Source organism: Thalassococcus halodurans, from assembly GCF_900108225.1.
In the GTDB taxonomy this organism is placed as follows: Bacteria; Pseudomonadota; Alphaproteobacteria; order Rhodobacterales; family Rhodobacteraceae; genus Thalassococcus; species Thalassococcus halodurans.
This window is the reverse complement of record NZ_FNUZ01000004.1, coordinates 296,620-321,394: the sequence shown is the minus strand read 5'-3', so window position 1 is coordinate 321,394 and position 24,775 is coordinate 296,620. Positions and strand designations below refer to the sequence as shown.

At 57.7% G+C, this 24,775-nt stretch carries 17 protein-coding genes; 11 read left to right on the top strand and 6 right to left on the bottom strand.

Going from position 1 to position 24,775, the window contains the following annotated elements; translation table 11 throughout:
* Window positions 1-60: 60 nt before the first annotated feature.
* Window positions 61-1,713 carry a sensor histidine kinase gene (locus C4S59_RS14060; protein WP_160006886.1) on the top strand — a complete coding sequence of 551 codons (1,653 nt, stop codon included), beginning with the start codon at window positions 61-63 and terminating at the stop codon, window positions 1,711-1,713.
* The gene (locus tag C4S59_RS14055; protein ID WP_103911152.1) at window positions 1,710-2,117 is read left to right on the top strand and encodes a response regulator; all 408 of its coding nucleotides are present in this window, start codon (window positions 1,710-1,712) and stop codon (window positions 2,115-2,117) included. Before C4S59_RS14060 ends, C4S59_RS14055 begins: the two co-directional genes overlap by 4 nt.
* Window positions 2,118-2,133: 16 nt before the next feature.
* Here C4S59_RS14055 and C4S59_RS14050 read toward each other — a convergent pair whose 3' ends face one another.
* Complete coding sequence (locus C4S59_RS14050; protein WP_103911151.1) at window positions 2,134-3,030, bottom strand: LysR family transcriptional regulator; 897 nt, start codon at window positions 3,028-3,030, stop codon at window positions 2,134-2,136.
* Window positions 3,031-3,174: 144 nt separating this feature from the next.
* On the opposite strand from C4S59_RS14050, the gene C4S59_RS14045 reads away from it, so the two are divergent.
* Genes C4S59_RS14045 through C4S59_RS14035 form a run of 3 tightly spaced genes read left to right on the top strand, consistent with a single transcriptional unit; the run spans window position 3,175 to window position 5,451 of the window.
* A complete protein-coding gene (locus tag C4S59_RS14045; RefSeq protein WP_103911150.1) occupies window positions 3,175-3,597 on the top strand; it encodes a DoxX family protein in 423 nt (140 codons plus the stop codon).
* 51 nt (window positions 3,598-3,648) lie between these two features.
* Window positions 3,649-4,479, top strand: a complete 831-nt coding sequence (gene ygiD / locus C4S59_RS14040; RefSeq protein ID WP_103911149.1) for a 4,5-DOPA-extradiol-dioxygenase — start codon at window positions 3,649-3,651, stop codon at window positions 4,477-4,479.
* Window positions 4,480-4,488: 9 nt separating this feature from the next.
* On the top strand, window positions 4,489-5,451 hold the full coding sequence (locus C4S59_RS14035; protein ID WP_103911148.1) for a glutathione S-transferase family protein: 963 nt from the start codon (window positions 4,489-4,491) through the stop codon (window positions 5,449-5,451).
* Window positions 5,452-5,464: 13 nt separating this feature from the next.
* Here C4S59_RS14035 and C4S59_RS14030 read toward each other — a convergent pair whose 3' ends face one another.
* From C4S59_RS14030 to C4S59_RS14015, 4 genes are all read right to left on the bottom strand, one after another.
* Window positions 5,465-6,145 (bottom strand): Crp/Fnr family transcriptional regulator, encoded by a 681-nt coding sequence (locus C4S59_RS14030; protein WP_103911147.1) that lies wholly within the window; start codon window positions 6,143-6,145, stop codon window positions 5,465-5,467.
* Between the two features lie 87 nt (window positions 6,146-6,232).
* Complete coding sequence (locus tag C4S59_RS14025) at window positions 6,233-7,615, bottom strand: hypothetical protein (RefSeq protein WP_103911146.1); 1,383 nt, start codon at window positions 7,613-7,615, stop codon at window positions 6,233-6,235.
* Between the two features lie 66 nt (window positions 7,616-7,681).
* Entirely contained in the window at window positions 7,682-9,097 is a 1,416-nt protein-coding gene (locus C4S59_RS14020; protein WP_103911145.1) for a hypothetical protein, read from the bottom strand.
* 283 nt (window positions 9,098-9,380) lie between these two features.
* Window positions 9,381-12,599 (bottom strand): PKD domain-containing protein, encoded by a 3,219-nt coding sequence (locus tag C4S59_RS14015; RefSeq protein WP_103911144.1) that lies wholly within the window; start codon window positions 12,597-12,599, stop codon window positions 9,381-9,383.
* 180 nt (window positions 12,600-12,779) lie between these two features.
* Here C4S59_RS14015 and C4S59_RS14010 point away from each other — a divergent pair, with 180 nt between their 5' ends.
* From C4S59_RS14010 to qhpG, 6 genes are all read left to right on the top strand, one after another.
* Window positions 12,780-13,289 (top strand): phage tail protein, encoded by a 510-nt coding sequence (locus tag C4S59_RS14010; protein ID WP_103911143.1) that lies wholly within the window; start codon window positions 12,780-12,782, stop codon window positions 13,287-13,289.
* A gap of 256 nt (window positions 13,290-13,545) precedes the next feature.
* A complete protein-coding gene (locus C4S59_RS14005; protein ID WP_103911142.1) occupies window positions 13,546-15,075 on the top strand; it encodes an FAD-binding oxidoreductase in 1,530 nt (509 codons plus the stop codon).
* Window positions 15,072-16,907, top strand: coding sequence for a hypothetical protein (locus tag C4S59_RS14000; protein WP_103911141.1), 1,836 nt, complete (start codon window positions 15,072-15,074; stop codon window positions 16,905-16,907). The genes C4S59_RS14005 and C4S59_RS14000 overlap by 4 nt, the downstream gene beginning before the upstream one ends.
* The gene (locus C4S59_RS13995) at window positions 16,904-18,802 is read left to right on the top strand and encodes a ferritin-like domain-containing protein (protein WP_103911140.1); all 1,899 of its coding nucleotides are present in this window, start codon (window positions 16,904-16,906) and stop codon (window positions 18,800-18,802) included. Before C4S59_RS14000 ends, C4S59_RS13995 begins: the two co-directional genes overlap by 4 nt.
* On the top strand, window positions 18,795-20,117 hold the full coding sequence (locus C4S59_RS13990) for a radical SAM/SPASM domain-containing protein (protein WP_103911139.1): 1,323 nt from the start codon (window positions 18,795-18,797) through the stop codon (window positions 20,115-20,117). Before C4S59_RS13995 ends, C4S59_RS13990 begins: the two co-directional genes overlap by 8 nt.
* On the top strand, window positions 20,110-21,477 hold the full coding sequence (gene qhpG / locus C4S59_RS13985) for a flavin-dependent monooxygenase QhpG (RefSeq protein ID WP_103911138.1): 1,368 nt from the start codon (window positions 20,110-20,112) through the stop codon (window positions 21,475-21,477). The genes C4S59_RS13990 and qhpG overlap by 8 nt, the downstream gene beginning before the upstream one ends.
* Here the strand turns inward: qhpG and C4S59_RS13980 are convergent.
* Window positions 21,450-24,731 carry an AAA family ATPase gene (locus tag C4S59_RS13980; protein WP_146064546.1) on the bottom strand — a complete coding sequence of 1,094 codons (3,282 nt, stop codon included), beginning with the start codon at window positions 24,729-24,731 and terminating at the stop codon, window positions 21,450-21,452. The genes qhpG and C4S59_RS13980 overlap by 28 nt on opposite strands.
* Window positions 24,732-24,775 lie beyond the last annotated feature (44 nt).

The following is a 24,775-nucleotide window of genomic DNA, read 5'->3' as shown; positions in this document are numbered from 1 at the left end:
TCCGTACGGTCAACCCAAGGTCCGATGCTGGTTTCCAGCGGATCGGAAAGGGTAATCGTAATGAAGTTGTTGAGTGTCAGAAATTTCATCAACACTGCGGTGTTCGGCATTGCGGCCATGCAATTGGTTGCGCTGTTCGACGTGCAGCATCAACTGATTAGCTATGATGGCATTGCCGTCTATCTGCCGCTGGTATCCGCCATCGGCCTGATCGCGCTTTGGATCGGCTACCGCAAATTCGCCCGCTCCGAAAAGAAAATCCGCGCCAAAAGCCTGCAACTCAGCCAAGAGTCCTTGGCGCTGAACACCCACGGCCTTGTTCTCGTGACCGACAGCAACGGCATCATTACCCACGCTAATGAAAACTTCCTGAAAACAACAGGATACGACTACGACGACATCATCCAGCAGCACGTGGATATGTTGTATTACGTGCAAGATATCCAACAGCGGATGGAGTTGAAGGCAACCGTTGATGCTGGCGGCTGCTGGCAGGGTGAAACCCGTATCCGCAAAAAAGACGGCAGCACGCTCTGGACCAGTCTGACCATCCTGCCCGGCTATGATCGTTTCGGCAAACAATGCGGCGCGATCTCGGTACGGACGGACATTACCGAAATCAAAAACATGCGCGTCACTCAAGAAGTTTTCAAAACGCTGAACTACCTTGTGGACGAAGTGTTTATCTTTGAACTGGATACACTTCGCCTGAAGTACGCAAACAGCGCAGCCGAGGCCGCACACGGATTGGAACATACTGCTGATCCCGACACCTCCATGCGCGATGTGCACCCCATCTACGCGACCGAATGTTTTGAGCACGCCTTGGACACCCTGCGAAGCGCCAAAAACAACGTGGTGAATTGCGAAGTTGAAAAGAACGGCAGGCACTACGCCGCGCGACTGCAACTTCTGGAATCTGAGAGTGGTTCGAACGATGTTCTGGCCAGCTTCCATGATGTTTCCGAACGGGTCGAAGCCGAAAAGCAACGGGGCGAGTTTATCTCGATCGTTAGCCATGAACTGCGGTCGCCCATGACATCGGTCAAAGGAGCAATGGGCCTTTTGCTAGCGGGATCTGCCGGTCCGCTGGATAGCAAGGTGCGTGATATCCTTGAAATCGCCCACCGAAACTCGGACCGATTGATCAACATTATCAACGACCTACTGGACATCGAAAAGATCGCGGCTGGGAAAATGTCCTTCGATTGCGGTGCCTATGAAATTTCCGCCCTGCTGGACGAAGCTGTACTGGCGAACGAGAACTTCTCGAAACGGTTTGATGTGTCCATCGAAAGGGATGAAAATCTGAAAGGCATGGTGTTCATCGATTTTGATCGCAGTCTTCAGGTCATGAACAACCTGCTGTCGAACGCGTCCAAATTCTCGCCTCCGGGTGGGGCTGTAAAAGTGGGCGGCCGCGAAACCGCGCAGGCCTTTGAGATCACCGTTGCCGACAGTGGCCCCGGTATTCCCGCCGATATGATCGGTAAGATTTTCGATAAATTCGCACAGGTTGAACGCCACAAGGACGGGCCCGTCCGAAGCACCGGTCTTGGCCTCGCGATTGTCAAAGCCATTGCCGAAGAACAGGGTGGCACTGTGTCCGTCACCAGTGAACTTGGGCAGGGATCAACCTTTACCGTCAGCTTCCCCAAGCTGCAGGCCTCGAACATTACGCCAGACCAAAATGATTTGGAGCAAGCCTCATGATCAAGATTCTGCATGTTGAAGACGATCAGGACATTCGCGAGATTACCCAGCTTTCTCTGGCACTGAGCCCGGATATCGAGCTGATCCAATGCGTCACAAGCGAAGAGGCGCTTGAGGCCACAGCGAACCTTGTGCCCGATCTGTTTCTGCTGGACGTCATGATGCCGGGCATGAGCGGGCCCGAGTTGTTGGCCGAACTTCGCAGCCGCCCCCATCTGCGGCAGGTGCCTGCCGTGTTCATGACCGCCCGTGTTCAGCGCAATGAAATTCAGGCGTTTCTGGAACAAGGGGCAATGGACGTGATTGCCAAACCCTTTGATCCGGTCACATTAGCCGAACGCGTGATGGCGATGGCAGAAAAGGGCCGTTCGTTGAAGGAACAGGGCAAGAAATCCGCATCCTAAGCCGGTCATCCGTCTGTCAGATCACGTCTGACTTGCGGATGTCTTCCAATGCGAAATCAATCAACGCGCGGATTTTGCGGGGCAAGGTCCGCCCCTCCAGATAGACCGCGCTTAGCGGGATCGTTTCGCCCTGAAAGTCGTCCAGAACGCATTGGACCGATCCGTCCCGCTCTAATTCGCCCAGCGCAAATCTGGGCAAATGGGCGACGCCCAAGCCCTTTGACGCCAGTTCGGCCGCCGCACGGGCAGAATTGACATGAAACCGCCCCTGAACGGTGACGGTATGATCCTGCCCTTGTCCGCGATACACCCAGCGGCGCGGCACCTTGCGGTTTGTGTCCACGATGCACGGCAGGGTTTCAAGTTGATCGGGATGATTGATGGGGCCGTTCTCAGCCAAAAAATCAGGGCTTACGACGGTGATTGAACTCAGCTCGCCTAACTTGCGCGATTTCAGTGACAGCATCTCGGACCGTCCGATGCGAAAGGCCAGATCAATGCCATCGCGGGCCAGATCAACATAGCTGTCGCTCAGGCGCAGATCGAAACTGACGCCGGGGTTCGCCGTTGCGAACCGCGCCAACATCCCTACGACATAGGATTCACCGAAAGTCACCGGAGCAGACACGCGGATCACGCCCGTGAAACCGCGCGACCCTTCGGCCACTTCGGCCAACAGGTCATCCAGATCATCCAGAATGGCAGGTGCGCGCGCCAGAAGGTCTTCGCCCGCAGGTGTCAGCCCCACACGGCGCGTGGTGCGCTGAAGCAGGCGCACACCTAACCGTGCCTCTAGTTCAGCCACGTATTTCGATGTCAGCCGGTTCGAGACACCCAGTTGATCCGCTGCGGCCGTGAACGACCCCGTCTGGGCGGTTGCCACGAATGCCTTGAGTTCGTCGGTGATATCCATCTGCGACCTATTTGGAACATTTCGTTGATAGTTATTCCATGAATTCTCCATTTCATGGAAGGGATGCAAGCCCTAATTTGAGGTCAGAACATAAACGCCCCCAACCGAAACCAGATGACGGGGCCGATCACGAGGAGACTGAAAATGTCCACTGCAACAAATACCGACTACGCCGCCGCCCTACTTCGCGTATCCAGCGGCGCTCTGTTTCTGGCCCACGGTCTGATGAAGGTGAATGTGTTCACCGTCGCTGGCACTGTCGGCTTTTTCGAAAGCCTCGGCCTGCCCGGCTTTCTGGCCTACCTGACCATTATCGCCGAAATCGGCGGCGGTCTGGCGCTGATCCTTGGCGTTGCGACACGTCTGGTATCGCTGGCCCTGATCCCTGTGCTGCTTGGCGCAACCTGGGTTCACTGGGGGAACGGCTGGACCTTCTCGAATGAAGGTGGCGGCTGGGAATTCCCGCTGTTCTGGGCAGCCGCCCAAACCAGCATCGCCCTTCTGGGTGCAGGCGCCTTCGCCGTCCGCATCCCCGCGCTGAACAACGCGCTTGGCAAATTCGCCTGAATACGATGGGGTCGCTGATATGCGGCCCCACCCCTTCGCAGGAGGAAAAAGATGATCACTCCGACAAACCTGAGCCAATTGCAGGACCGCCTGAAGCCCTCTGACCGGATGCCTCTGGTCTTTTTGGGTCATGGCAGCCCGATGAACGCAATCGAAGATACGGAATACAGCCGCACGTGGACCGAACTCGGGCGCACCCTGCCCCGTCCGCAGGCCATTCTTGTTGTCTCGGCCCACTGGATGACACGTGGCACCACACTGGTCGATGTGTCGGAAATGCCCAAGACGATCCACGATTTCTATGGCTTCCCCGATGCGCTGTTTGCCCAACAGTATCCGGCCCACGGTGCGCCTGAATTGGCGCGGGATGTGGTCAGCCTGTTGGCCAGCCACCATGCCGAGGAAGACGATACCTGGGGTCTGGACCATGGCGCATGGACGGTTCTGAAGTTCCTCTATCCCGATGCGGATGTGCCGGTGTTCCAAGTGTCCATCGATATGACCCGTGGACTGGACTACCAGCTTGAGATCGGGCGCAAACTGTCCGAGCTTCGGGATCGGGGTGTGTTGATCCTCGGGTCCGGCAACGTGGTTCATAACCTCGGTGCGGTCCAATGGGGCAAAAACCGTAAACCCCACGACTTTGCGCAGGAATTCGACACGCTGTTTGCAGATAAGCTTGAGGATCGCGACTTTGCCGCTCTGGCAGATCGCAACGGCCTTGGCACGCTTCTGCGGATGGCTCATCCGACGGTCGATCACTATCTGCCCGCACTGACCGTGTCGGGCGCGGCAGATGATGGCGATGACCTGACATTTATGACGGACACAATTGATCTGGCGTCGATTTCGATGCGGTCGTTCGTGTTCCACGCACGATAAGGAAAAGACATGCTTGTAGACGGCAAATGGCAGGAAAACTGGCAACCGGTGCAGAAGGCCGACAAAGACGGACGCTTCGTGCGTCAGGTTTCCAGCTTTCGCAACTGGATCACTCCGGACGGGTCCGCGGGCCCGACCGGAGAAGGCGGCTTCAAAGCCGAGGCTGGTCGCTATCGTCTGTATGTGGCGCTGATCTGCCCTTGGGCCTCGCGCACTCTGATCGCTCGCGCTCTGAAAGGGCTTGAGGATGTGATCCCCGTGACGATCGTCAACCCGACGCTGACAGATCAGGGCTGGCAGTTCGGCGGCTACCCCGGTGCTGACGAAGATCCCCTGTTCGGGTCGACCTATATGCACGAACTTTATACCCGCGCCGATCCTGAATTCACCGGACGGGCCACCGTGCCTGTCCTGTGGGACATGAAGCAGAACGTCATGGTCAACAACGAAAGCGCCGACATACTGCGCATGCTGGACACCGCGTTCGAAGAATTGGTGCCGTCGGATGTGCGCCTGTTCCCCGAAGCCATTGGCGATCAGATCGAAACCCTGAACAAGCGCGTCTATGACAAGCTGAACAACGGCGTCTACAAATCCGGCTTTGCCTCGTCGCAGAAGGCCTATGACGAAGCGGTGTCGGAAGTGTTTGAAACGCTGGACATGCTCGAAGACAAGTTGACGGGCGACTACATCTTTGGCGACCAACTGACAGAAACCGATATCCGTATCTTTGTGACGCTGATCCGGTTTGATGCGGCCTACTACGGCATCTTCAAAACCAACCGTCGCCAGATCGCAGATTATCCGCGCCTGTCCGCCTATATGGAACGTATCCTGCGCCTGCCGGGTGTGCGTGATACGGTCGATATGGATCACATCACGCGGGGCTACTATTCGATCAAGGCGCTGAACCCGAACGGTATCCGACCTGTCGGCCCCGACCACATCACCAAACTTCTAGAGGCGGTCTGAACCGCCTTTAGGATCACAGGACGTCTGACAGGATGTCGGGATCAACCAGTTCGATCCGCTGACGGGCGGATCGAATTGCCTTTTTCTTCACCAGTTGCGTCACCGCACGGCTGACCATTTCGCGGTTCGCGCCGATGCTGGCGGCGATTTCAGCATGCGTGGGGGCATCATTGATCACCCCGCCCTTTTCCAGAACATCCCGCTCCAGCGCCATGCTGATCAAGAACGACGCCACGCGCTGCCCGACCGAGAATGTCGTCAGCTCAAGGTTTTTAGCCGTCAAATGGCGCACCCGCGCGACAAGACTGTTCACCACAAAGGTCCGGATCGCAGGCACCTTGTTGAACAACTCCAGAAAGGTTGCCTGAGGCATCACCAACACGCGGACGTCGCTGCGTGCTACGATAGCCAGTGAACGCTCACCGCCATCCAGCGCCGCCATTTCACCGAACAAGTCGCCTTCCGAGAAACGCGTAAAGATGATCTCGCGTCCTGCCTCGGTCCAGTAAAGCGCCAGAAGTTTGCCTTCCAGCAGGATATATACATCGTTGCTGGTGTCCTGCTGGTTGAACAGGATTTCCCAAGGCGCAAATGACTTTTCCTGAATATCCAGCGTCATTCCATTCAGGTCGTCAGCCGACAACTCCGCAAACAGCGGAACATTTGCACTTTTTAGGTCATCGACGGTTATCATCCCTAGCCCCCGTTCAGCCCCTTACATTATTAAATACGAATGGACCTGCCACATACCGCAAAAAACGTACCGCGTATGTGCCTTTCCTCACGACGGAAAGTCCAAAACGCCCCCAATCACATGCGCCCTTTGCTTTTCAGGAAGCGCGGCAGACTGCGACGTATCCGGCATAATCACCACCTTCACAGCCGCCCCATCGTCCTGAACGCTGTTGACCTGATACTGCGTTGTTTTGGTACCAAAAGCCGCAATTCCACCGACAGTCAACTCGGCTTTTGATTGAACGGAAAACTTCTGGTCCACGTCAGATTTGTTTATCCCGTAAAACCACAGGGTGATTGTGGGATCATCCGAAATGACAAAAGTCTTCACCCGCGCGAACGTTTTTCCCTTTCCGAACAACGTCCCGGCATCGAACAAACTACTCTGAAGCTGAAAACCCGTCACGTCCTGACCTGTCTTCTGCGCAAGCTGGGAAATGACGTTTTGGCTGTACCACCCCGTGCTCAGATCATCGGCAATGTCCTGTGGGTGTGACGAAACAAGGGTCACGCCACAGTAATCGATATCCATGATGACGCGGCTGGCAGCCGTCCAGAGATCTTCGGCAGATCGTTGCTGACTGCCATCTTGCGCGCTGATCGAAAACTGAAGCATCGAAGGCGTGATCGGTCCGATCGACTGGTTGTCGACCTGCATCTTCATCGTGTTGTTTCCAGTATTGTCGAACTCAAGCGTCACGTTCATTTGCGGTGTTCCAGACGTGATGCTGGTCGCCAGATCCGTCACATCGGGCAATCCCTTATAGGCTGGCACCCAATCCGTCGGGCCCGTCTGCATCCCGCCGTTTTGTTGATCCGGCGCTTTCACATTCTGGCTGGCTTGCGACAGCAGGTTCATCGCGTCTTGCTGAAGCTTCATACTGCGCCGCATGTTCTGTGCTTTCAGCGACCAGCCCGAGAATTTGGTCTCGAGCCCCGTCAGCGAAATAGGCCACGATTTGCCCGCGCCGACATAATGCTCTTCAATATATTGCTCGACGAACAAGATCTTATCGATCGTCCTGCCGTCCTTGCCTTGAAGCTGCTGTTTGCGGATGCGCCCCAGATCCTTTTCGAATTGCTTGACCAGATCGTCCGAGGCTTTGGAAAATTCCCTGTTCGCAGCATCTTGCGCTTTGGCATCTGCTGTCGACACATTGAAGGTGCTCGCATTCAGGATATCGCAATACCGGCTGCTAAAGCGACTACCGGCGATGTCCGCAGTGCCATCCCCATTCGACACCACCAACTGGTCAATCAATTCCAAAGTCGCCGGATTGTAGTAGGCCGAAGCACCGTACTGCAGCACATAGGCAAAACCGGACGGATACCGGATGACAGTAAAACCCGGATCGATTTTCGCGCTCAGTGCCGCCGAAATCTGTTGGCGGATGGCTTCGCTGACCTGTTGATTGACGTTGGTTGTCATAGCGCCACCATAATCCGAAAAAGGCCGCCCCGTGGGGCGACCTTCGGGGATTGTGATGCAACCCGATCAGGAGATCGGATATTGGGCCACACCACCCAGAACAAAGCAGACCTGCTTTTCGGGCGGGATGTTGCCTTTGATTTCCGGCGGAGACATCGTGACAGTGACAGTGCCGGACGCCGAAGATTTGTCGACTTTGGTGATGGAATAGCTCTGGTTCATAGAGCCCACCTTGAACAGGCCGAACAGCTTAATATCGACCGAGGAGTTTTCTTTGAACTGCGAGGTGACTTCGCTGGCCTGATCGGCAGAGAACGTCATCGAGATGGTCGGTGCCTGCGACACAACAAGTGTCCGGAAGCGCGAGAACGGCTTACCCTGACCGAACATCTTGTCAGGCGCATACTGGTTCGAGCTGTCGATCTTGAAGCCCGACACGTCCGGGTTGCCCGATCCGTCTTTGATGCTTTGCAAAAGCATCTCGTCGTACCAGCCCGTCTTCATGTCCGCGCTCAGGGGCTCCGGATCAATCTGAACTTTTGTAACGCCTTTGTATTCCATGGTCACGTCCAGCGACGAAGACGACGACGTGTTTTTCGACCAGTCATAGCTGGACCCGCCGCTCAGGCCGATGTCAAAGACATCGAAGACCGGAATGGTAAAGCCTGCGCTGCCGGAAATGTGGAACGTCGCAGACGACGAGCTAAAGTTCGACGCTTTGATGTTGACCGAAACCGAGCTGCCTTCGTTGGCCAGTTCGCTCAGCAGCTTTGTGCTGTCGGGCATCGGTGTCCATCCGACATAGAAATCGTTCGCATCGATTTGCAGGCCACCGTTCGCCGCAGACGGGTTCTTGGTGTGGTCCATCGCAGCGGTCAGCTGATCGTTGGCAAGCGCCTGGGCACCCAGAATGGTGTTCAGCGGCGAAAGCTTTTGCAACGCGGTGGTGATCGCAGACCCAAGCGATGCGTAACCCGCATTCGGCAGGCTTTGCGCAGCAGCTGCGATGTTACCTGTGGACCAGTCCGTCGCCTTCGCGCTGAAGTTTTTCAGAACAGCAGAAATAATCGTACCGTAGGTTACCGGTGTCACGCTGTAGGCGGCGACAAAACCGCTTGACGTGCCGGCGTTCACAACATTGACCTGCGCGGCATTGATCAGCGGATCATTGACGGTCTTCTGGTCTTCAGTCGAATACTGATACTGGGCGTTGGTCAGGATGCTGTTGTAAAGCGTGCTGAACTGATGGTTGCCCAGCGTAAGCATCCCGTTGCTGCCGATTTCCAGCGCACCGTTGAACGCGTCCAGCATGGTCGAGTTGAAGTAAGCGGATGCGCCATACTGTACGGTCGGGTGGAAGCCCGGCGGATAGCTGACCATCTCGAACTTGCCGGGCAGCTGGGTACCGAGCAAGGTGTTAACCTCACCAGTAATGGAATTCACAAAAGCCTGTTGGTCGGGGGAAAGTTGTTTAGCAAGCATTGGCTTTCTCCTTGAGAAAATCTGAGGATTGAAATTGCCTTCAAGACAGAGAGCCGGTGAGCTCAAGTGCGGTTGTCTCTGTGCCAACACATTACGAAATCAAAATTCGAACGAATGTGTCGAAGCACACCTTTGCGCGAATTAATTCCACAAAATGCAACCGACCCCGCGCAGATCACTGGCGGGGTCGCGTCCTACTTTTCTAAAATGCGCACTCAAGGCTCTGGTTTTTCAACGAAGTTTCAAACGTCCCTCTTTTGCAAAAACCAAGGCCGATTTCCGGTCAGAATTTTTTCTGGAACAGGAAATTCGCGCCAGTCGCTTCGTAATCATCCACACCAAGACCGTCATAGAACGCCGACAGGCTGATCTCGGTCATGTTGTCGAATTTGATTCGAACCCCTGCATCAATTCGACCGCGCGTTGTTTCCGTGGTCTCGACGGCCGAACGGTACATCGAATGGACGCCGCTTAGCTCACCGGTCAGCACTGTAACGCTTGAGGACTGTGCAATCGTCTGTTCGAACCCGATGCCAAAGCTGGACTCGCTCAGGGATACGACCTGCGATCCGACCTTGTTTCCCTGGTCGTCCGTATAGGCCTCTTGAACATCTTCCACATAGGCAACATCCAGAGCAGGGATCAGCGTCAGGCCGTCTTTGACGTCATAGCGCCCTTCCAGACCAAGCGTCGCCAACGTCCGTCGGGATGTGAAATCACCCTCCGATACATCCGCGATCTCAAGCCGGTTCTCGGCACGACCATGAAGCAGCGATGCGCTGTAGATCAGTTCGGTTCCGTTGATGCGCCCGACAACATAAGGGCCTGCCAACCAGCCTTGGCCTTCGAAGGTGCCCTCGGTCACGTCGGCTTTGGTGTCATCAAGCTGAACCATCGCGCCCACAATCAGTGAATCGCTCTGCATCAGATGTGCGCCGAATGTCAGGTTCACATAGCGTTGATCATTGCCGCTGTTGCGCGACCAGACACCTTGGAAAGATGTCCAGAACGGCGCGTCGCCCATCGTCGAAACACAGGCACTGCCCGAGTCCTCGCGCACCCGCAGAGCAAAGCATTTGCCACTGCGATCATGCATCAGGCTTCGCAAATCAGGCTGTGCCAGCATCAATGCGCGTGCTCGTGCGCCCATGCCTTCGGCGTTGCCCTCTTCCGCAAGTTTGAAAGCGTTCGGCGAAATTGCAAAAACGGCGGATGCCAAGTTCGTATTCCCCGCATCATCAGACACGGCGTCTGCCAGCATTTGAACCGTCACTGGACTGGTGGCCTTTGTCGGGCTCACAACCAGCGTTGCCGAACTGACAAAGCCGGGGATCAGCGCCGTCGGGTTGCCGGACACTTTGGTGGTCGTCCCCCCGAAGAGGTCCACGATCGTGGCATTTTCGATCAGAAAATCCTCTTCCGACACGCCCGACACGGGTTCGCTGAACGTAACTTGAACAGTGATGTTCTCGCCCAATTGGAAGTTTGATCCGCTCGCGGTCATGGTGACGGTCGGTCGCGTGGTGTCCTGCGGGGCAACCACGGTAACCAAAACGGTATCGGGGGCGCTGTCCACGGTTCCGTCATTGGCGATCAACTGGAATTCCAAAACCTCATTCGCCCCGTTGAAAGCCAATGTCGGCGCGGTGAACGTCGGTTGCGTTGCGGTCGTACTGCTTAGAGAAACGGTCGTTCCCGAGAGCTGGGACCAGACATAAGTCAGTTCATCCGCATCCCCATCTGTCGCCCCACCGGACAAAGTGACCGAAGCGCCAGACGCGACGACTTGATCAACGCCCGCATCGGCAACCGGTGCAGAGTTTGTTGGTGCCGAAACCGTGATCGTGACGGAATCCGCACTGCTGGATGCCACGCCATCGTTCACAATCAGGCTGAACGTCAGGATGACATCAGGATCGCCAATTGCCACGGCGGGCGCTGTGAACGTCGGACTTGCGGCTGTCGTACTGGACAGCGTCACAGCCGAGCCACCTGTTTGGCTCCACTCATAGGTAATGGTTTGGCCATCTGGATCGGTGGCAGAACCAGAAAGCGCAACCGTGGCCCCTCCATCAACAGCTTGATCGGGCCCTGCATTCGCAATCGGCACCGTGTTGGCTGGCGGATTCACGGTGATCGTCACTTGGTCCGGATCACTGTCATCAAAGCCGTCGTTCAACACCAGTTGGAAAACCAGATCTTCAGACGGGGCGCCCACAGCAAGCGTCGGGGCTGTGAACGTCGGAGACGCGGCTGAGGTGTCGGACAACGTAACCGTGGTGCCGGACACCTGTGTCCATTGGAAACTGAAGGGATGTGCGTCTGCATCCGTGCCGGAACCCGACAGGGTCACGCTTTCCGCGCTGTTAACACTTTGATCAAGGCCAGCGTTTGCGACAGGTGGCGTGTTCGCAGGCGCCTGAACAGTGATCTGAACCGTGTCCGTATCTTCGTCTCCGGTGGCTTCTGATACCGTCAGTTCGAACACAAGGATCGCATCCGGGTCGCCAATCGCAAGGGTGGGTGTACTGAATGTCGGTGACACCGCGGAAGAACTGGACAACGTCACGGCTGTGCCGCTGGTTTGGAGCCAATCATGGGTCAGGCTTTGACCCACGTTGTTCGAGCTCGACGCAGAGCCATCAAGTGTCACCGTTGTCGGCGCTTGAACGGTTTGATCCAGCCCCGCATCAGCCGTTGGCAAAACGTTTGCGGGCGGTGTGACGGTAATGTCGACCGTGTCGGCAACACTGTCGTCCGTGCCGTCATTCACAATCAGGCTGAACGTCAGAGTTTCGTTGGAAGCCCCCGGCACAAGCGTCGGCGCGGTAAAGGTCGGGCCTGCAGCCGATGTGCTTGAGAGGGAAACCGTTGTTCCTGCCGTTTGCGTCCATGAATAGGTCAGCGGATCACTATCAGGGTCGGTGCCGGACCCCGCCAATGTCACCGTCGCGCCGGATGCAACAGTCTGGTCTGTCCCTGCATCGGCTGTTGGCGCATTGTTAACAGCAATAACCGTTGCAGTGCTTACGATAGTTGTGCCGGTGGCTCCGGACAAAGCGAATTCATACTGACGACGGATGCTGTCTGCGTTAGATGTACCTTGGAACACGATCCCCATATAAGCGTCGCTCGCAAAGGTACCGGTGCCCACCGTCGCACCATCCAACGTGATGATCGTAACATCTGTCATGGCGCACCAAGACTCGATTTCGGCCTCGGTAAGTGCCCCTTGGCCCGCGTCAAATCCATCATTGCCAAAATAAAGCGAGTCACCCGTGTACTTATAAATGTTGTTGCCGAAGGGTAAGTCTTCAAGCACGACCCCAACAATTCCACCGTCGGCCCCGATTTTGAAACGGCAAGCTCCGGTAGCCCCTTCAGGCTCAACCAGCTGTGCAGGTATTGCCTCCAATGCCTGCGACGGCGAGGCGATCAATGTCGCAAAACAGGCCACAGCCCCAACGGCCAGCGCCCGAAAGCCATTATTTTTCAAAAACATGCATCCAACTTTCGAAAGAAAATTTCTGGGCATAAATACAAACGCCCCCGTTATTCAATTTGATTAAAAATAATTTTGCGGTCTGTGACCTTTGACACAGAGCCCCTGGCGGGAATGGGGCAATGTCCTGACATGAGACGCAGAGAATAGCTCTGCACGACATGAACAGGAGGCTTCCAAGTGGAACCCTTAATCGGCCAAATCATTCTTTTCGGCGGCAATTTCGCGCCGCGCGGCTGGGCATTTTGCGATGGGCAATTGCTGCCTATCTCCAGCAACTCTGCTTTGTTCTCGATCCTGGGCACCACCTACGGCGGCGACGGGCGGACAACATTTGGCCTGCCGGATCTACGGGGCCGCGTTCCGATGCATGCAGGGTCAGGTCCCGGGCTTACGCCGCGGGCGATCGGGCAAAAAGTTGGCGTCGAAGACGTTACGTTGACGGCAGCACAGATGCCGAACCATACCCACACGCTGAAGGCCAACCCGCTTCCCGCAAATGCCAGCTCGGGTGACGGTAATGTTCTGGCCGGTTCGCAGTCTTACCAGACCGGCGCAAGCCCGCTTGCGGACATGAATGCAGCGTCGGTCACGTCGGTCGGCGGCAGCCAGTCTCACACCAACGTGCAGCCGTCTCTGGTCACAAATTACATCATCGCGCTTCAGGGCATTTTCCCGTCGCGCAGTTAAGAACACCGACTTTCATGACGAAAAAATTTCCTCCATTTTTTTCATGACGAAATGCACCTTTTGGTGCGGGCTTGTCATTAGGCAGGCAAGCCAAGGGTCGGGTGTCACGCCAGGGGCACCCGACCCATTCTTTTTCAGGCCACGGCATTACCATTGCGTGCAGAAATTCACATCACGCAAATTAGATAGTTACAGATCAAAATATCCCAACTAGCGTTGGGGCGGGTAAGGAAACAGTTGATGAGTGGGGGCTCAGATGACGACATTCCGGAAGAAACACCACAAGTCCGGTCCGTGGATCGAAGACAAGCATCGTGAAACAGGACTGCTGTCATATACAGGCGAAGCTCTTGGAGAACTGCAAGAAAAGCTTGCCGGAGATGTGCAGCAACCGGGCTATCCCGGGTACAATGATGACCGTATGGTCTTTATGCACACCTACCAGAACTACCCACAACTGATCATCCACGCGACCTGCGAAACCGACGTGATCGCAGGACTGAAATTCGCCCGCAAACAGCGGCTGAAAGTAACGACGCGGTCCGGCGGGCACTCAACCGCTGGCTATAGCGTGAACGACCAGATCGTCATCGACACCAGCCGCATGGGTCATGTTCTGATCGATCCGGATACACGCCGCGCCAAGGTTGGTCCCGGCACGAATTTCCGCACTTTGAACCGTATGCTGCACCACTACAAACTGCACGTCCCCGGCGGTGGGTGTGAAACGGTTTGCATTGCGGGCTACATGCAGGGCGGCGGCTATGGTTTCACCTCGCGTCTCTTCGGGATGAACTGCGATCACGTGGTTGGTATCCGTATGGTCACCGCCGATGGCACGTTGCTGCGCGCCAATAAGGACGAGAACGCCGATCTGTTCTGGGCCGTGCGCGGCGGCACAGGCAATCAGTTCGGTATCCTGACCGAGATCGAATATGATCTTGTGCCGTTGAAAAAGGTCTGGGCCTTTGGCCTGCGCTTCCCGTTAAAGCACGAAGACGACATCCAGACCGCCTGTCGCGTGCTGGAAACCGTTCAGGCACAATACACCTATGACGGCCCCCCCAAGATGGGCATGCAGGCGCTGTTGATGTATCTTCCGACGCCAGAAAAGCCCGATGGGCAAGAACCCTGCATTTCTTTGCGCGGGCTCTATGACGGGACCGAGGCGGAATGCGAAGCGGCCCTTGGCCCGCTTCTGGATCACGTGAAAGATCGCAAGACACAGGTCGATATCTGGAACCACGGCCATTACCTGAAGGTCAACGAACAGCTGTTGATGACGGCAACAGAGCCGCATATGGAAATGCCTGCGGTGTCGATGAACACCAAACCCATGGTCGACAGCCGGATCATCGCCGAATGCCACTCTGCCGAACGCTGGCGCGAAATGGTGGATCATTTCCTAACAGCGCCGGACAAGACGATCTTTATCGCGTTGGAACTGTATGGCGGGGCCATCAACGAACCCAAGTCCGACGACATGGCCTATTTCCATCGGAACGCCAGCTTGGACATGTTCACTTGGGTGTTCTGGACCTTCGACACGCATCGCGAGGCGTCTTTGAACTGGCTGAAAAAGTTCGGCGAGATTGGCGAAGCCATGAGTAACGGCAACCGCTATCAGAACTACCCGATCCGCGGAAACAAGGATTTCTTGCAGAACTACTTTGGCGACAACCTTGAACGTCTGATCGAGACAAAAGCCAAATACGATCCGCACAACCTGTTTGAGTACGAACAAAGCATTCCCACCAAGATGCCCTGCGCGGAGACATCGGCATGACATTTCACAAGTGCAACAACCCCGACCCGTCCACATGCGCCCCATGGTGCGGAAAAGACCTACGCAAGGCGCGTGTGCTGTCGATCTTTTTTGATCCGCCCATGGCCATCGCCCGTGTCGGCAGTGCCAAAGAACCGATGCCTGCCTATCGCTGGAAGATGGACGAAGATCCCCATCACGGCATGCAAACCATGATCGTCCCCGCCCCGTCCCTGACGCGCGAGTCGATCCACGGAAACGGCCATCACCCCTACAAGCTGAAGGTCACGCAAGAGCCGGTCATCCACTTCAAGGATCACAAAGGCCGTATCAAACCCGTTGCCCCGTTTTTCGAACTTTGGGCACGGCTTCAGGATTTGGACGGTCAGGTCTATGCCGTTCCTGTCACCGAAGACCTGCTGAAACGGTACCATGCTGATCTGCGGTCGTTGGAGTTCACTGTGTCCGCAGGCAACCGCAAGGCCGAGGCACGGGTCAAAGACGCGGCCTGCGCTGTGATCGCCCATAAGGTATTCCACGCCGATAGCTACAAATCCCACCATCTGGATGCCATCAGCCCGCATACCGAAGGTCAGGTGCCTATGGCCCGCCCCGACGCGCCGGTCCCGTTGGGCAAGGTCCAGACCTTTATGCCCAATTTCGATGACTGGAGTTGCAAGACACGGCTTGATCAAATCCGCCTGCGGTTCACGCCGGGCAAGGGCGACAGTTTCGGCCCGCCCGAGGCGTCTCAGGCCATCGCATCCCCCCGCCAGCCCGGCGATTTCGAACCGGAGATCACCGAATACGGCCGCATCCATAAGATGACGAAGCCGGAAAACCGCATTCTGTCCAGTGACACGCCTTGGCTCGGCTACAGCTTTGGCCATGATGACACGCCCAAATGGCCGACGCCGATGGACAGCTACGATGGCGCCCGTGTCGGGCCGGGCCATAGCTGGGGCCTGATTGATGACACCTGCGACCTGATCATCACCGCGCGACTGGCGGTGAACGGGCATCTGCTGACCGCGCAGGCCCGCAGCTTTGCAGGCCCGCCTGACTTCGCGCCTGACAAACGCCCGATGTATTCCATTCAGGACGAGTTGGAAGATCGCGAACTGCCCTTGCAGGAACCCGATCTGGACACGACGCCGGACGAAATCCTTGATCTGTTCCGCCGGATTTTCGAAACCGCCAGTCTGGTCAACCTTGACCAACGCCGCGCGTGGGCGACGGGGGGCAATGCATCCCTGATCAGTTCGGAAAGCCCTGATAATCCGCACTGGGATGATGGCATTTCGCCAAAACTCGGGCCTGCCAGTATGCGCAGACGGGACAAACCCTATGCCGATCTGGTGCCGGACTACACGCCCGGTCAGGGCGAAACCCGTGTGCCTGTATCCGGCGATGATGACCGCCTGCCATACACGCAGGTCGTTCAACAGGTGCACGCCCGCATGGCCGACAGCCCTGTTCTTCGCGCCTTCCTGACCCGCAGGCCGGATCGCGTGCGCGAACTGGTGCGCCCGCCCTTTGCCAAGCTGTCCGATCTGCCAAAGCGCGTGGGCATTCAGAAACCTGCAGAAGTTCCCGTCGGCAAATGGCGCGTGACCGGCGTGATGCCGGATGAGCCATCAGACAAGCCCCCCCTGCGCTATCGCGACCCGCGCGAGGTGATGGACCAGACCTATGACATGCGGATGCCGCCCTACATGCGCCATTCCATGGGGGTTCCACTGACCATCACACGGCGGCAGTATACGCTGCTGCTGGCCTATCTAGACAAGCTTGAAACAGATCCGGAGTGGCGCAAACCCGTCATGCCCGAACCGACAGGAGATCACGCATGACTGACGCTCCGAACTACCGCATCCGCCCGATGAACCAATCCGCCAAGGCCGCGCGTCAGGGCAACCCAAGTTATCCCGAACCGATCCTCGGGAACTCTGCCGCCACCCTGATGGAAAGCGGCGTCGGCAACTGTTTTCCGGGATTGGAATTTGACCTGCGCCAGTTGGATGTCCGGTTCTTCCCCGGTCTGGTTTTTGCCTTTCCCGGCATCACGCCTGCTGGCCCTGACGGCACCCAGGGCGCACAACTGGTGATCGCCGATACCGAAGCCGATCCGATCTTCAATGAAAAACACCAGTGGTTGGCGGACCTGAAGACCCAACTGAACGGCCCCGAGGGCGCGGCCCTTGGCAGTGGGCAGTGGTATCTGCATTGGGTCGAACAATACGGCAAACGGATTGAGCTTTATGACTTCACCGTCTGGCAGAATGGCGTCTTCCGTGTCCCTTATGAGGGCGAAACCGCTTGGTGGATCATCCGACTGATCGAACTGGACCCCGATCAAAGTGTGGCCGACCTGACCATCGCCCTGACCCAGCGCGACGAAGACGGTCAGCCGATGGGCAACCCTGTTGTGCTGAAAGGCAAACGCCGCGCCTATCTGGATGACGAAGGCATGATCCCCGACGTCTATCGCCCCGGCGAACTGACGTCATCGATGTGCAGCCCTTGGACCCACGACTTCCGCGATTGCGCCTGCCAGTACTGGGCATCCAACCATCCCGATGTGGCCTTGGGCGAGGTCGACGATCCGAACCACGCCATTCCCGACGGCACATCTGACGACGATCCCGCACAGGCGCTGAACTTTCTTGATTGGATGCGCCGCCGCAAATCACCCAGCCGCGATATCTCGGCCCAGCCGACAATCGAACTGGCCCGCCCGTCGCGCTATGATCCCTATGAAATCAACCTGCATTGGGAAGAGCTGGACTTTGTCCTGCACGGGCAGGAAACCAAATCCACGCCCGAGCCGCGCTTTGGCCACCGTCAGGTGAATGAACCCTACGAAGATCTGGATCAGATGATCGACGATCTGGCGAACACGCTGGCGCGTTTGGAACTGACCTTGGCGTTTGAATATCTCTACGCCTATTTCTCGCTCCGCGCACCGGACGAGGTGACCGAGGAACAGGCCCGCAATTGGCCCGGTCTGGCCAACGACCTGCGCGCCGCGCGGCAGTTGATCCTTGGCGTAGCGATCAGCGAAATGACCCACCTGCGCTGGGTCAACCAGACGCTGTGGATCCTTTGTGATGCCTTTACCGATCACACTGGCCCCTACAAACCGGTCGTTTCGGTTATAGGTGACGTGCCTGCGCCCGACCCCGACAATCCGGACGAAGAAATCACCCGTCCCCCTTCCCTGCGGCCAGCCACACAAGATGTCATTCAGGAATTCGTCGAGGTCGAGCGCCCCGGCGGCGCGGTCGATACCGAATACGCCGCGCTAGTCGCCCATCTGCGTGAACGGCCTGATTTCTACCCCGTGGGCCTCGATGAACTGGCGGTCCGGATCGATACCGATGGCCTGAGCCACTTCCAGAAGTTCCGCGACACCAAACGCATGCTGACGCCTTATGCACAGAACCCAGACCTCTATCTGCGCCCTGTGAAAGAGGCCGCAGCAGATGATCCGCTGGTAAAGCCTGCGTTGGAGTGCCTTGACCGGATCATCGACGCCCTGCGCGAAGGCTATCTGGCCGAAGCCGCCAGCCTGAACGATCTGGATGCCGCCGAAACCGCGCGGGACGATATCATTCAGGCCCGCGACGACATGCACGCGCTGCATGACATGGCCGAGGCACTGGCGCGGGATCACGGGCTGGGCGTGCCGTTCTTTGCCAATGCGGACAAATACAAAACGCCGCTCTGGAAAGATCGTCATGGCTGATGGTGCGATCCCTGACCTGATTGCCCCGTCCCGCCCCCGCAGCGCCCATGCGCATTTGGCGGGTGACCTGTTATTGTTGGCGGATCAGGCGGCGGTCTTTGGCCTGTCACCGGAGGACGCCCTGCGCATGTCACGCGCCTTGGCCAAGGGTGACGGCGCGACGCAGGCGGAACTGGCACGACTGGGCTTGGATAGCGTGCCTGCGCCTATGCCAGACACCACGCTGCAACCGGTCCGCGCCTTGGCGCTGACCGTGTCGCAGTCCTGCAATATGGCCTGCGGCTATTGCTATGCGGCGGGCGGTTCCTTTGGTGGTCCTGACACGCGCATGACGCCCGAGGTCGCCCAACGGGCGATCGACCAACTGATCGACAGCACGCCCCCCGGCGGTGCGGTTAAGATCGCCTTTATGGGCGGCGAGCCGATGCTGGCGCGTGACCTGATCATGGGTTCGGTCCGACACGCCCGCGAACGGGCCGCCGCGCGTGCGATATCGATTGGTTTTTCCATGACAACCAACGGCACGTTGCTGCGGCCAGAGGATGCGGCCTTTCTGGCGGAACAGCGCTTTGCCGTGACCGTCAGCTTGGACGGTGACCGCGAAACCAACGACCGGTTGCGCCCGATGAACGGAGGCCAAGGCAGCTTTGACCGGATCGCAAAACGGCTTGCCCCCCTGTTCGATCTGAAAGACCGCCTATCCCTGTCTACCCGCGTCACGGCGACGCCCAACAATCTGGACATCCCACGAACAGTGGCGGCCCTGTCGGAACTCGGGTTCTCCTCGGTCGGCGTGTCGCCCATGCTGACGTCCCCCACCGGAAAGGGCGCTCTTCAGGCCGATGATCTGCCGCTGTTATTGCGGGCAATGATTGATGCGGGCGAGAACTGGCTGGCCGATACTTTGGCGGGGCGACCAAACGCCTTTGCAAACCTTGCCACTGCCTTACAGGAAATCCACCGTGGAAAGGCGCGCGATCATTCCTGCGGGGCGGTGCGCGACTATCTGGCCGTGGACGCCCAAGGCGCCTATTCGGCCTGCCATCGGTTCGTGAACGACCCGCTAGGCGAAATGGGCGATCTGGACAGCGGCATTGATCACAAAGCACGCGATACCTTTCTGCGACAGCGGACGGTCACAGCGCAGGATAGCTGCCAAACTTGCTGGGCGCGCAAGCTGTGCGGCGGCGGATGCCACCACGAGGTGCTTCACGCGGGCCGTCCCGCCTGCGATTTCGTGCGCGGTTGGCTGCATTTCGCGCTGGGGGCCTATGCCCGCATGATGGCGGAAAAGCCCGATTGGTTCGATGCCTGACCACTACGACATAGCCATTGCTGGCGCGGGGCCTTCGGGCTGTGTGGCTGCCACGCTTCTGGCACGACGCGGGTATAGCGTTGTTCTGATCGATCCGTTTCTGCCCATCGCAGGCCGTATCGAAAGCCTTCCGGAAAACGGCCAGACGCTCTTGGCCGATCTGGGTCTACTGCCAGCGTTGCAGCCCGCCTTCATCACCCCTGCACAAGCGGTGGGAATGATCTGGCGCGCCGAAGATGAGCGTCGGGATTTCGGCGCGACAGCACCGATCCTGCTGGATCGTGCGCGACTGCGTGCCAGCCTGAAAACCCATGCACTGGCCTCTGGCGTGTCGATCCGGACAGGACGAGTAACAGACCTCGGCGATGGGTGCCTTGGCATCCGGTCCGATCGTGGTCAGACGTCTGTCCAAGCCTCGGTCATTCTTGATGCAAGAGGCCGCGCTGCCCAACCCAGAACCCGCCTTTCCGAACCCCGCATTGCGTTGCCATTCAAGGCAATGAACCGAACTCTGCCCCCAGCGACGATGTTGATCGAAGCACTGCCAAGCGCATGGGTTTGGGCAGCGTCGAACGCCCAAGGCCAGATCCAAGGCGCGGTTTTCATGCCACCACAGGATTTGGGCGGACTGAACGACCAATCTCGCCTGACCCTTTTGCACGACCTGCTGGCGATGTCCCGACTTGCCACCTCGAACATCGACAGTGTGGCCCCGCCCCAGCCCGCTGAACTAAGCGCTATTGACCAGATACAGCCGCAACCGCGCACGATCTGCATCGGTGACGCCGCATTGGCGCGTGATCCGATATCGTCCCATGGGCTGGTCTACGCATTCAGAAGCGCCGCTCAGGCGGTCGCTGCTGCATCAAGCTTTCTATCATCCGTGGACGACGCAGCTGCCGCACGATGCTATCTGATGCAGCGCCATGAAATGGACCGTGAGGCCGCGATCAATGCAACCGCCAAGGCCTATGCAGATCAAAGCAGGCATCAGACTCCGTTCTGGAAATCGGATGTTGTGCCGGACGCACCGACACCGCCGATGATCGAAAAAGGCACGCCCCTTCAACTGGATTGCATCGCCGAGCAGGTGCCTCATCTGACAGCACAGAAAATCTTTTGGGCCAACGGATTAAGGGTCAGGAACACCGAAACACGATTTGGCCACTGCGGCCCGTTCAACGCCAATGCCTTACGTCACGCTCTGTCAGAACCGGCTGACGTGGATACCTTGGCGCATCGCCTGACACAATTCGGCCCCGCGCATTTAGCGCCAGGCGTGATCAACCATCTGATTTCGATCGGCGCATTGGCCCCAGCGCAGCCCGTCGTTCAAGACGCCAGACGAAGCCGTTCGTAACGCCGCACATCCCAGCCTTCATCCAGCGACACCATATTGTTTGCAGCATCGAAAAGGATGTTGCGGGTTTCGTCCGAGGGGTCCGCCTCGACCATGTCGCAGGCGATCCTTAGGGCAAATGTTTTGGCCCCTGTTTCGATCGCACGATCAAACGCGGTTTGCCGCAGTTCGCGTGCGCCGGCACTGTCACCTTTGGCCTGCGCCACCAGCGCTCGGATCCGCGTCAGCTCTGGTGTGATCCAGATTTCGCCGGTCTGTGCCTCTTTCTCGACGGCCTTGTCCAGCTCACTGGCAGCCTCGTCATATTTGCCAGAACTGATCAGGATGCGCGCCATGAACGATTTGGCCACAGGGCCATAGTTGTCCGGATTGACCTTCAGAAATGCGGCCTCGGCTTCGCGTAAACCTGCCATCTGTTCCGGCGTCAGCGCCTCGCCCCGCGCAAGGAACCACGCGGATTCACGGAAGTACCAGCCAGCTTCGCGCATGACCTTCAGGTCAAACCGCGTACCAAGATCAATGGCCTCGGTGCCGGCTTCGGCCATCTCGCCGCCCTCTGCGGCAATAGCGGCAAGCATGGCCCTGAACGACAGCGCCTGCGCCAGCGAATGCGCATGATCGATCTGGCGCGAATGATCCACCGAGAACCGGCTTAACTCCCGCGCACCCTGCAAATCGCCGCGCATCCACAGCGTAAAGGACAGGAAGACGCCACAGATTTCAGCATGGTCATAGCCATGCGCGATCGCCAGATGCAGGTCCTTGCTGGCATCGTAGGCGTCCAAAGCTGCGCGCAGCTCTGCCTCGGCCTCATCAAACCGCGCGGTGTGCAGGGCAACCACCCCCACCGCACGCCGACCGACCATCGAAAACCGGCGGTCCTGTGTTTGCTGCGACACCTCGGACAATTCCGCGCCCCAGTCAGCCGCACTACGGTAGTCCGCCGCGACAAGCGAATGCGCATAAAGACCGTTCAATGCCAAAAGCACTGCCTGCATGTCGCCCACGTCTTTTGCAAGCGACAGCATCTCCCTGCCCAAGACACCCACTTCTTTCGCGGAAATTCCCAGACGGCTGCGTTTGACAGACGCAATCGCCGCCAAAGCCTTAAGTCGTGTGATTTTATTCGCGCTGGTCGATGGCAGATCGTCCAGCCCCGCGATTGCCTTTTCCAGATAGTAATCCGCTTCCAAAAGCGATGAGCCAGCCAGAAACTTTTCTCCGGCTTCGATGGTCAGCGGAACCGCAACGACAGGATCACCTGCCGCAATGGCATGGTCCGCCAAAACGTGCGGCTGCTTTTCGGCAATGTCCGGGTGGAAATCCTCGATCAGCGAAAGCGCCTTTTGGTGCAGGTTTTTGCGTTCGGTCCCGACCACCCTTTCATAGACGACCTCGCGGTAAATCTGATGGTAGAACCCGATATCGTCCCTGCTGTCACTGCAGGAAACCAGCCCTGCGCGCAGAAGTTCGTCCAAGGCCGCGTCGGTCTTGGCCAGCGGCCAATCGAGCATCGCAGCAATTGCTTCGCAATCGCAATTCATTCCGATGACCGCCAAAGCCGAGGCAAATTTGCGACCATCCTCAAGCCGATCCAAGCGCTCGGCCACACTGGCATAGATCGTCTGCGGTACGATCACATCGTCATGCAACCCGTCCAGATCGGATTCAGCCAAGGGACGCGCAAGGCTTTCCAGCATCAAAGGGTTGCCGCCACATTGTTCAATCAGCTTTTCGCGCACGGTGTCGGGCAACACACGACCGCCTGTCGACCGAAGCAGCAGCGCTTCGCTTGCTTCGCGATCAAGGGGTTTGAGTGGCAAGGATGCCGGATTATGGCAGTCCGCCCAGATATCGTCGTGTGCATTCCGCGACGTGGCAATCATCATAACGCGCCGCTGCTGGGCACGCTCTGCGCATAGCGCCAACAAGTCACGGGTTGTGGGATCGCACCAATGGGCGTCTTCCAGAACGATCACGACAGGCGCGTCGCCCGCGACAAACCAGTCAGCAAGAAGCGAAATCAATTTCGCACGGTTCTGCGCGGCGGTTTGTGGCGGCACGGTAGCTCCGTCCGAAACACCAACCAACCCCGTCACCAGCGCAAGGTCTTGTTCACCGAATTTCGGGAAAAGAGCCTTTAACGCGGCTTCGGGTTTGCCCGACAGGGTTGTCTCAGCCGAAATCAGACCGTTCAGATAATCCTTTACCGGGCCAAAAGCCGCGTTCTCGGCTCCGGGTTTGGCACCCAGCCAATGAATACGCGCACTATTCGCCGCAAACATCGTCACAAGCGGCCCGAGGAAGGTGGATTTACCCAAGCCCGGATCGCCGCTGACAAGAAGTTGGACAGGCTTGCCGGAAACCGCACCATGCCAGAACGTCTGAACCGCTTCGGTTTCATCCTCGCGGCCCAGAACATCGCCGCCCAAACGGGGATCGGCCCCCGCAGCACGGGCATTCTGGCGACGACCGACAAGAAGGTAGGCCCCCGCGCGTTCAATGCCTTTCATTTCAACGTCTGGCTTGAAGTCAAAGTCGAACAGGCTGTTCAGGTCGCCTTGGGTTTCCACATCGACCATGACCCCACCAGGCGGGCTTGCATTCTGAAGCCGCGCCGCACGGTTCATCACGTTGCCCACCATACGCAGGCCGTCACCGACTTTGATCTGATCGGATTTGCCGATGATGGCAGGACCTGTGGCCACACCAATCCTGAACCCGACCTCGACCTTTTCACCCGAGGGCACACGGTAGTTCCGCGCGTTCAGGTCGGTCTGCATGGTCATGGCTGCATTCACGGCCCGCTCTGCATCACCAACGCGCGTGCGCGGGTAGCCGAACAGAACCAGCGCTCCATCCCCGTGAAGCGACGCGACATATCCGCCAAACCGCCGCGCCACGTCGCTGCAGGTCACAAAGAAAGATTGCAGCAGATCATGCATATCATCGGCAGACAGCCGCTCGGCCAATTGCGTCGATCCGACCATGTCGATGAACATCACGCTGAGCCTGCGAAGCTCGAACCCGTCGCGTGGCTCTTCCTGGACAAAGCGTTCGGTGACCAGCCCCACCTGCTCCATCGCGCCGATCAGTTTCTTGCGGTGACCAAGGCTCAGCCCTAGTTCCTGAAATTCAGCTTCACCCAGTGTCCAGAACACGTCGTCATCGACGTCTTCAGCCAAAAAGACATCCACAAGATGCCCCAAGCCGAGGCGATCCAGGAAAACAATCATTTCTGGCCGATCGTTCAAAGACAGCGCCCTCCAAACACCTTATCCAAAACCAGCTTGCTACA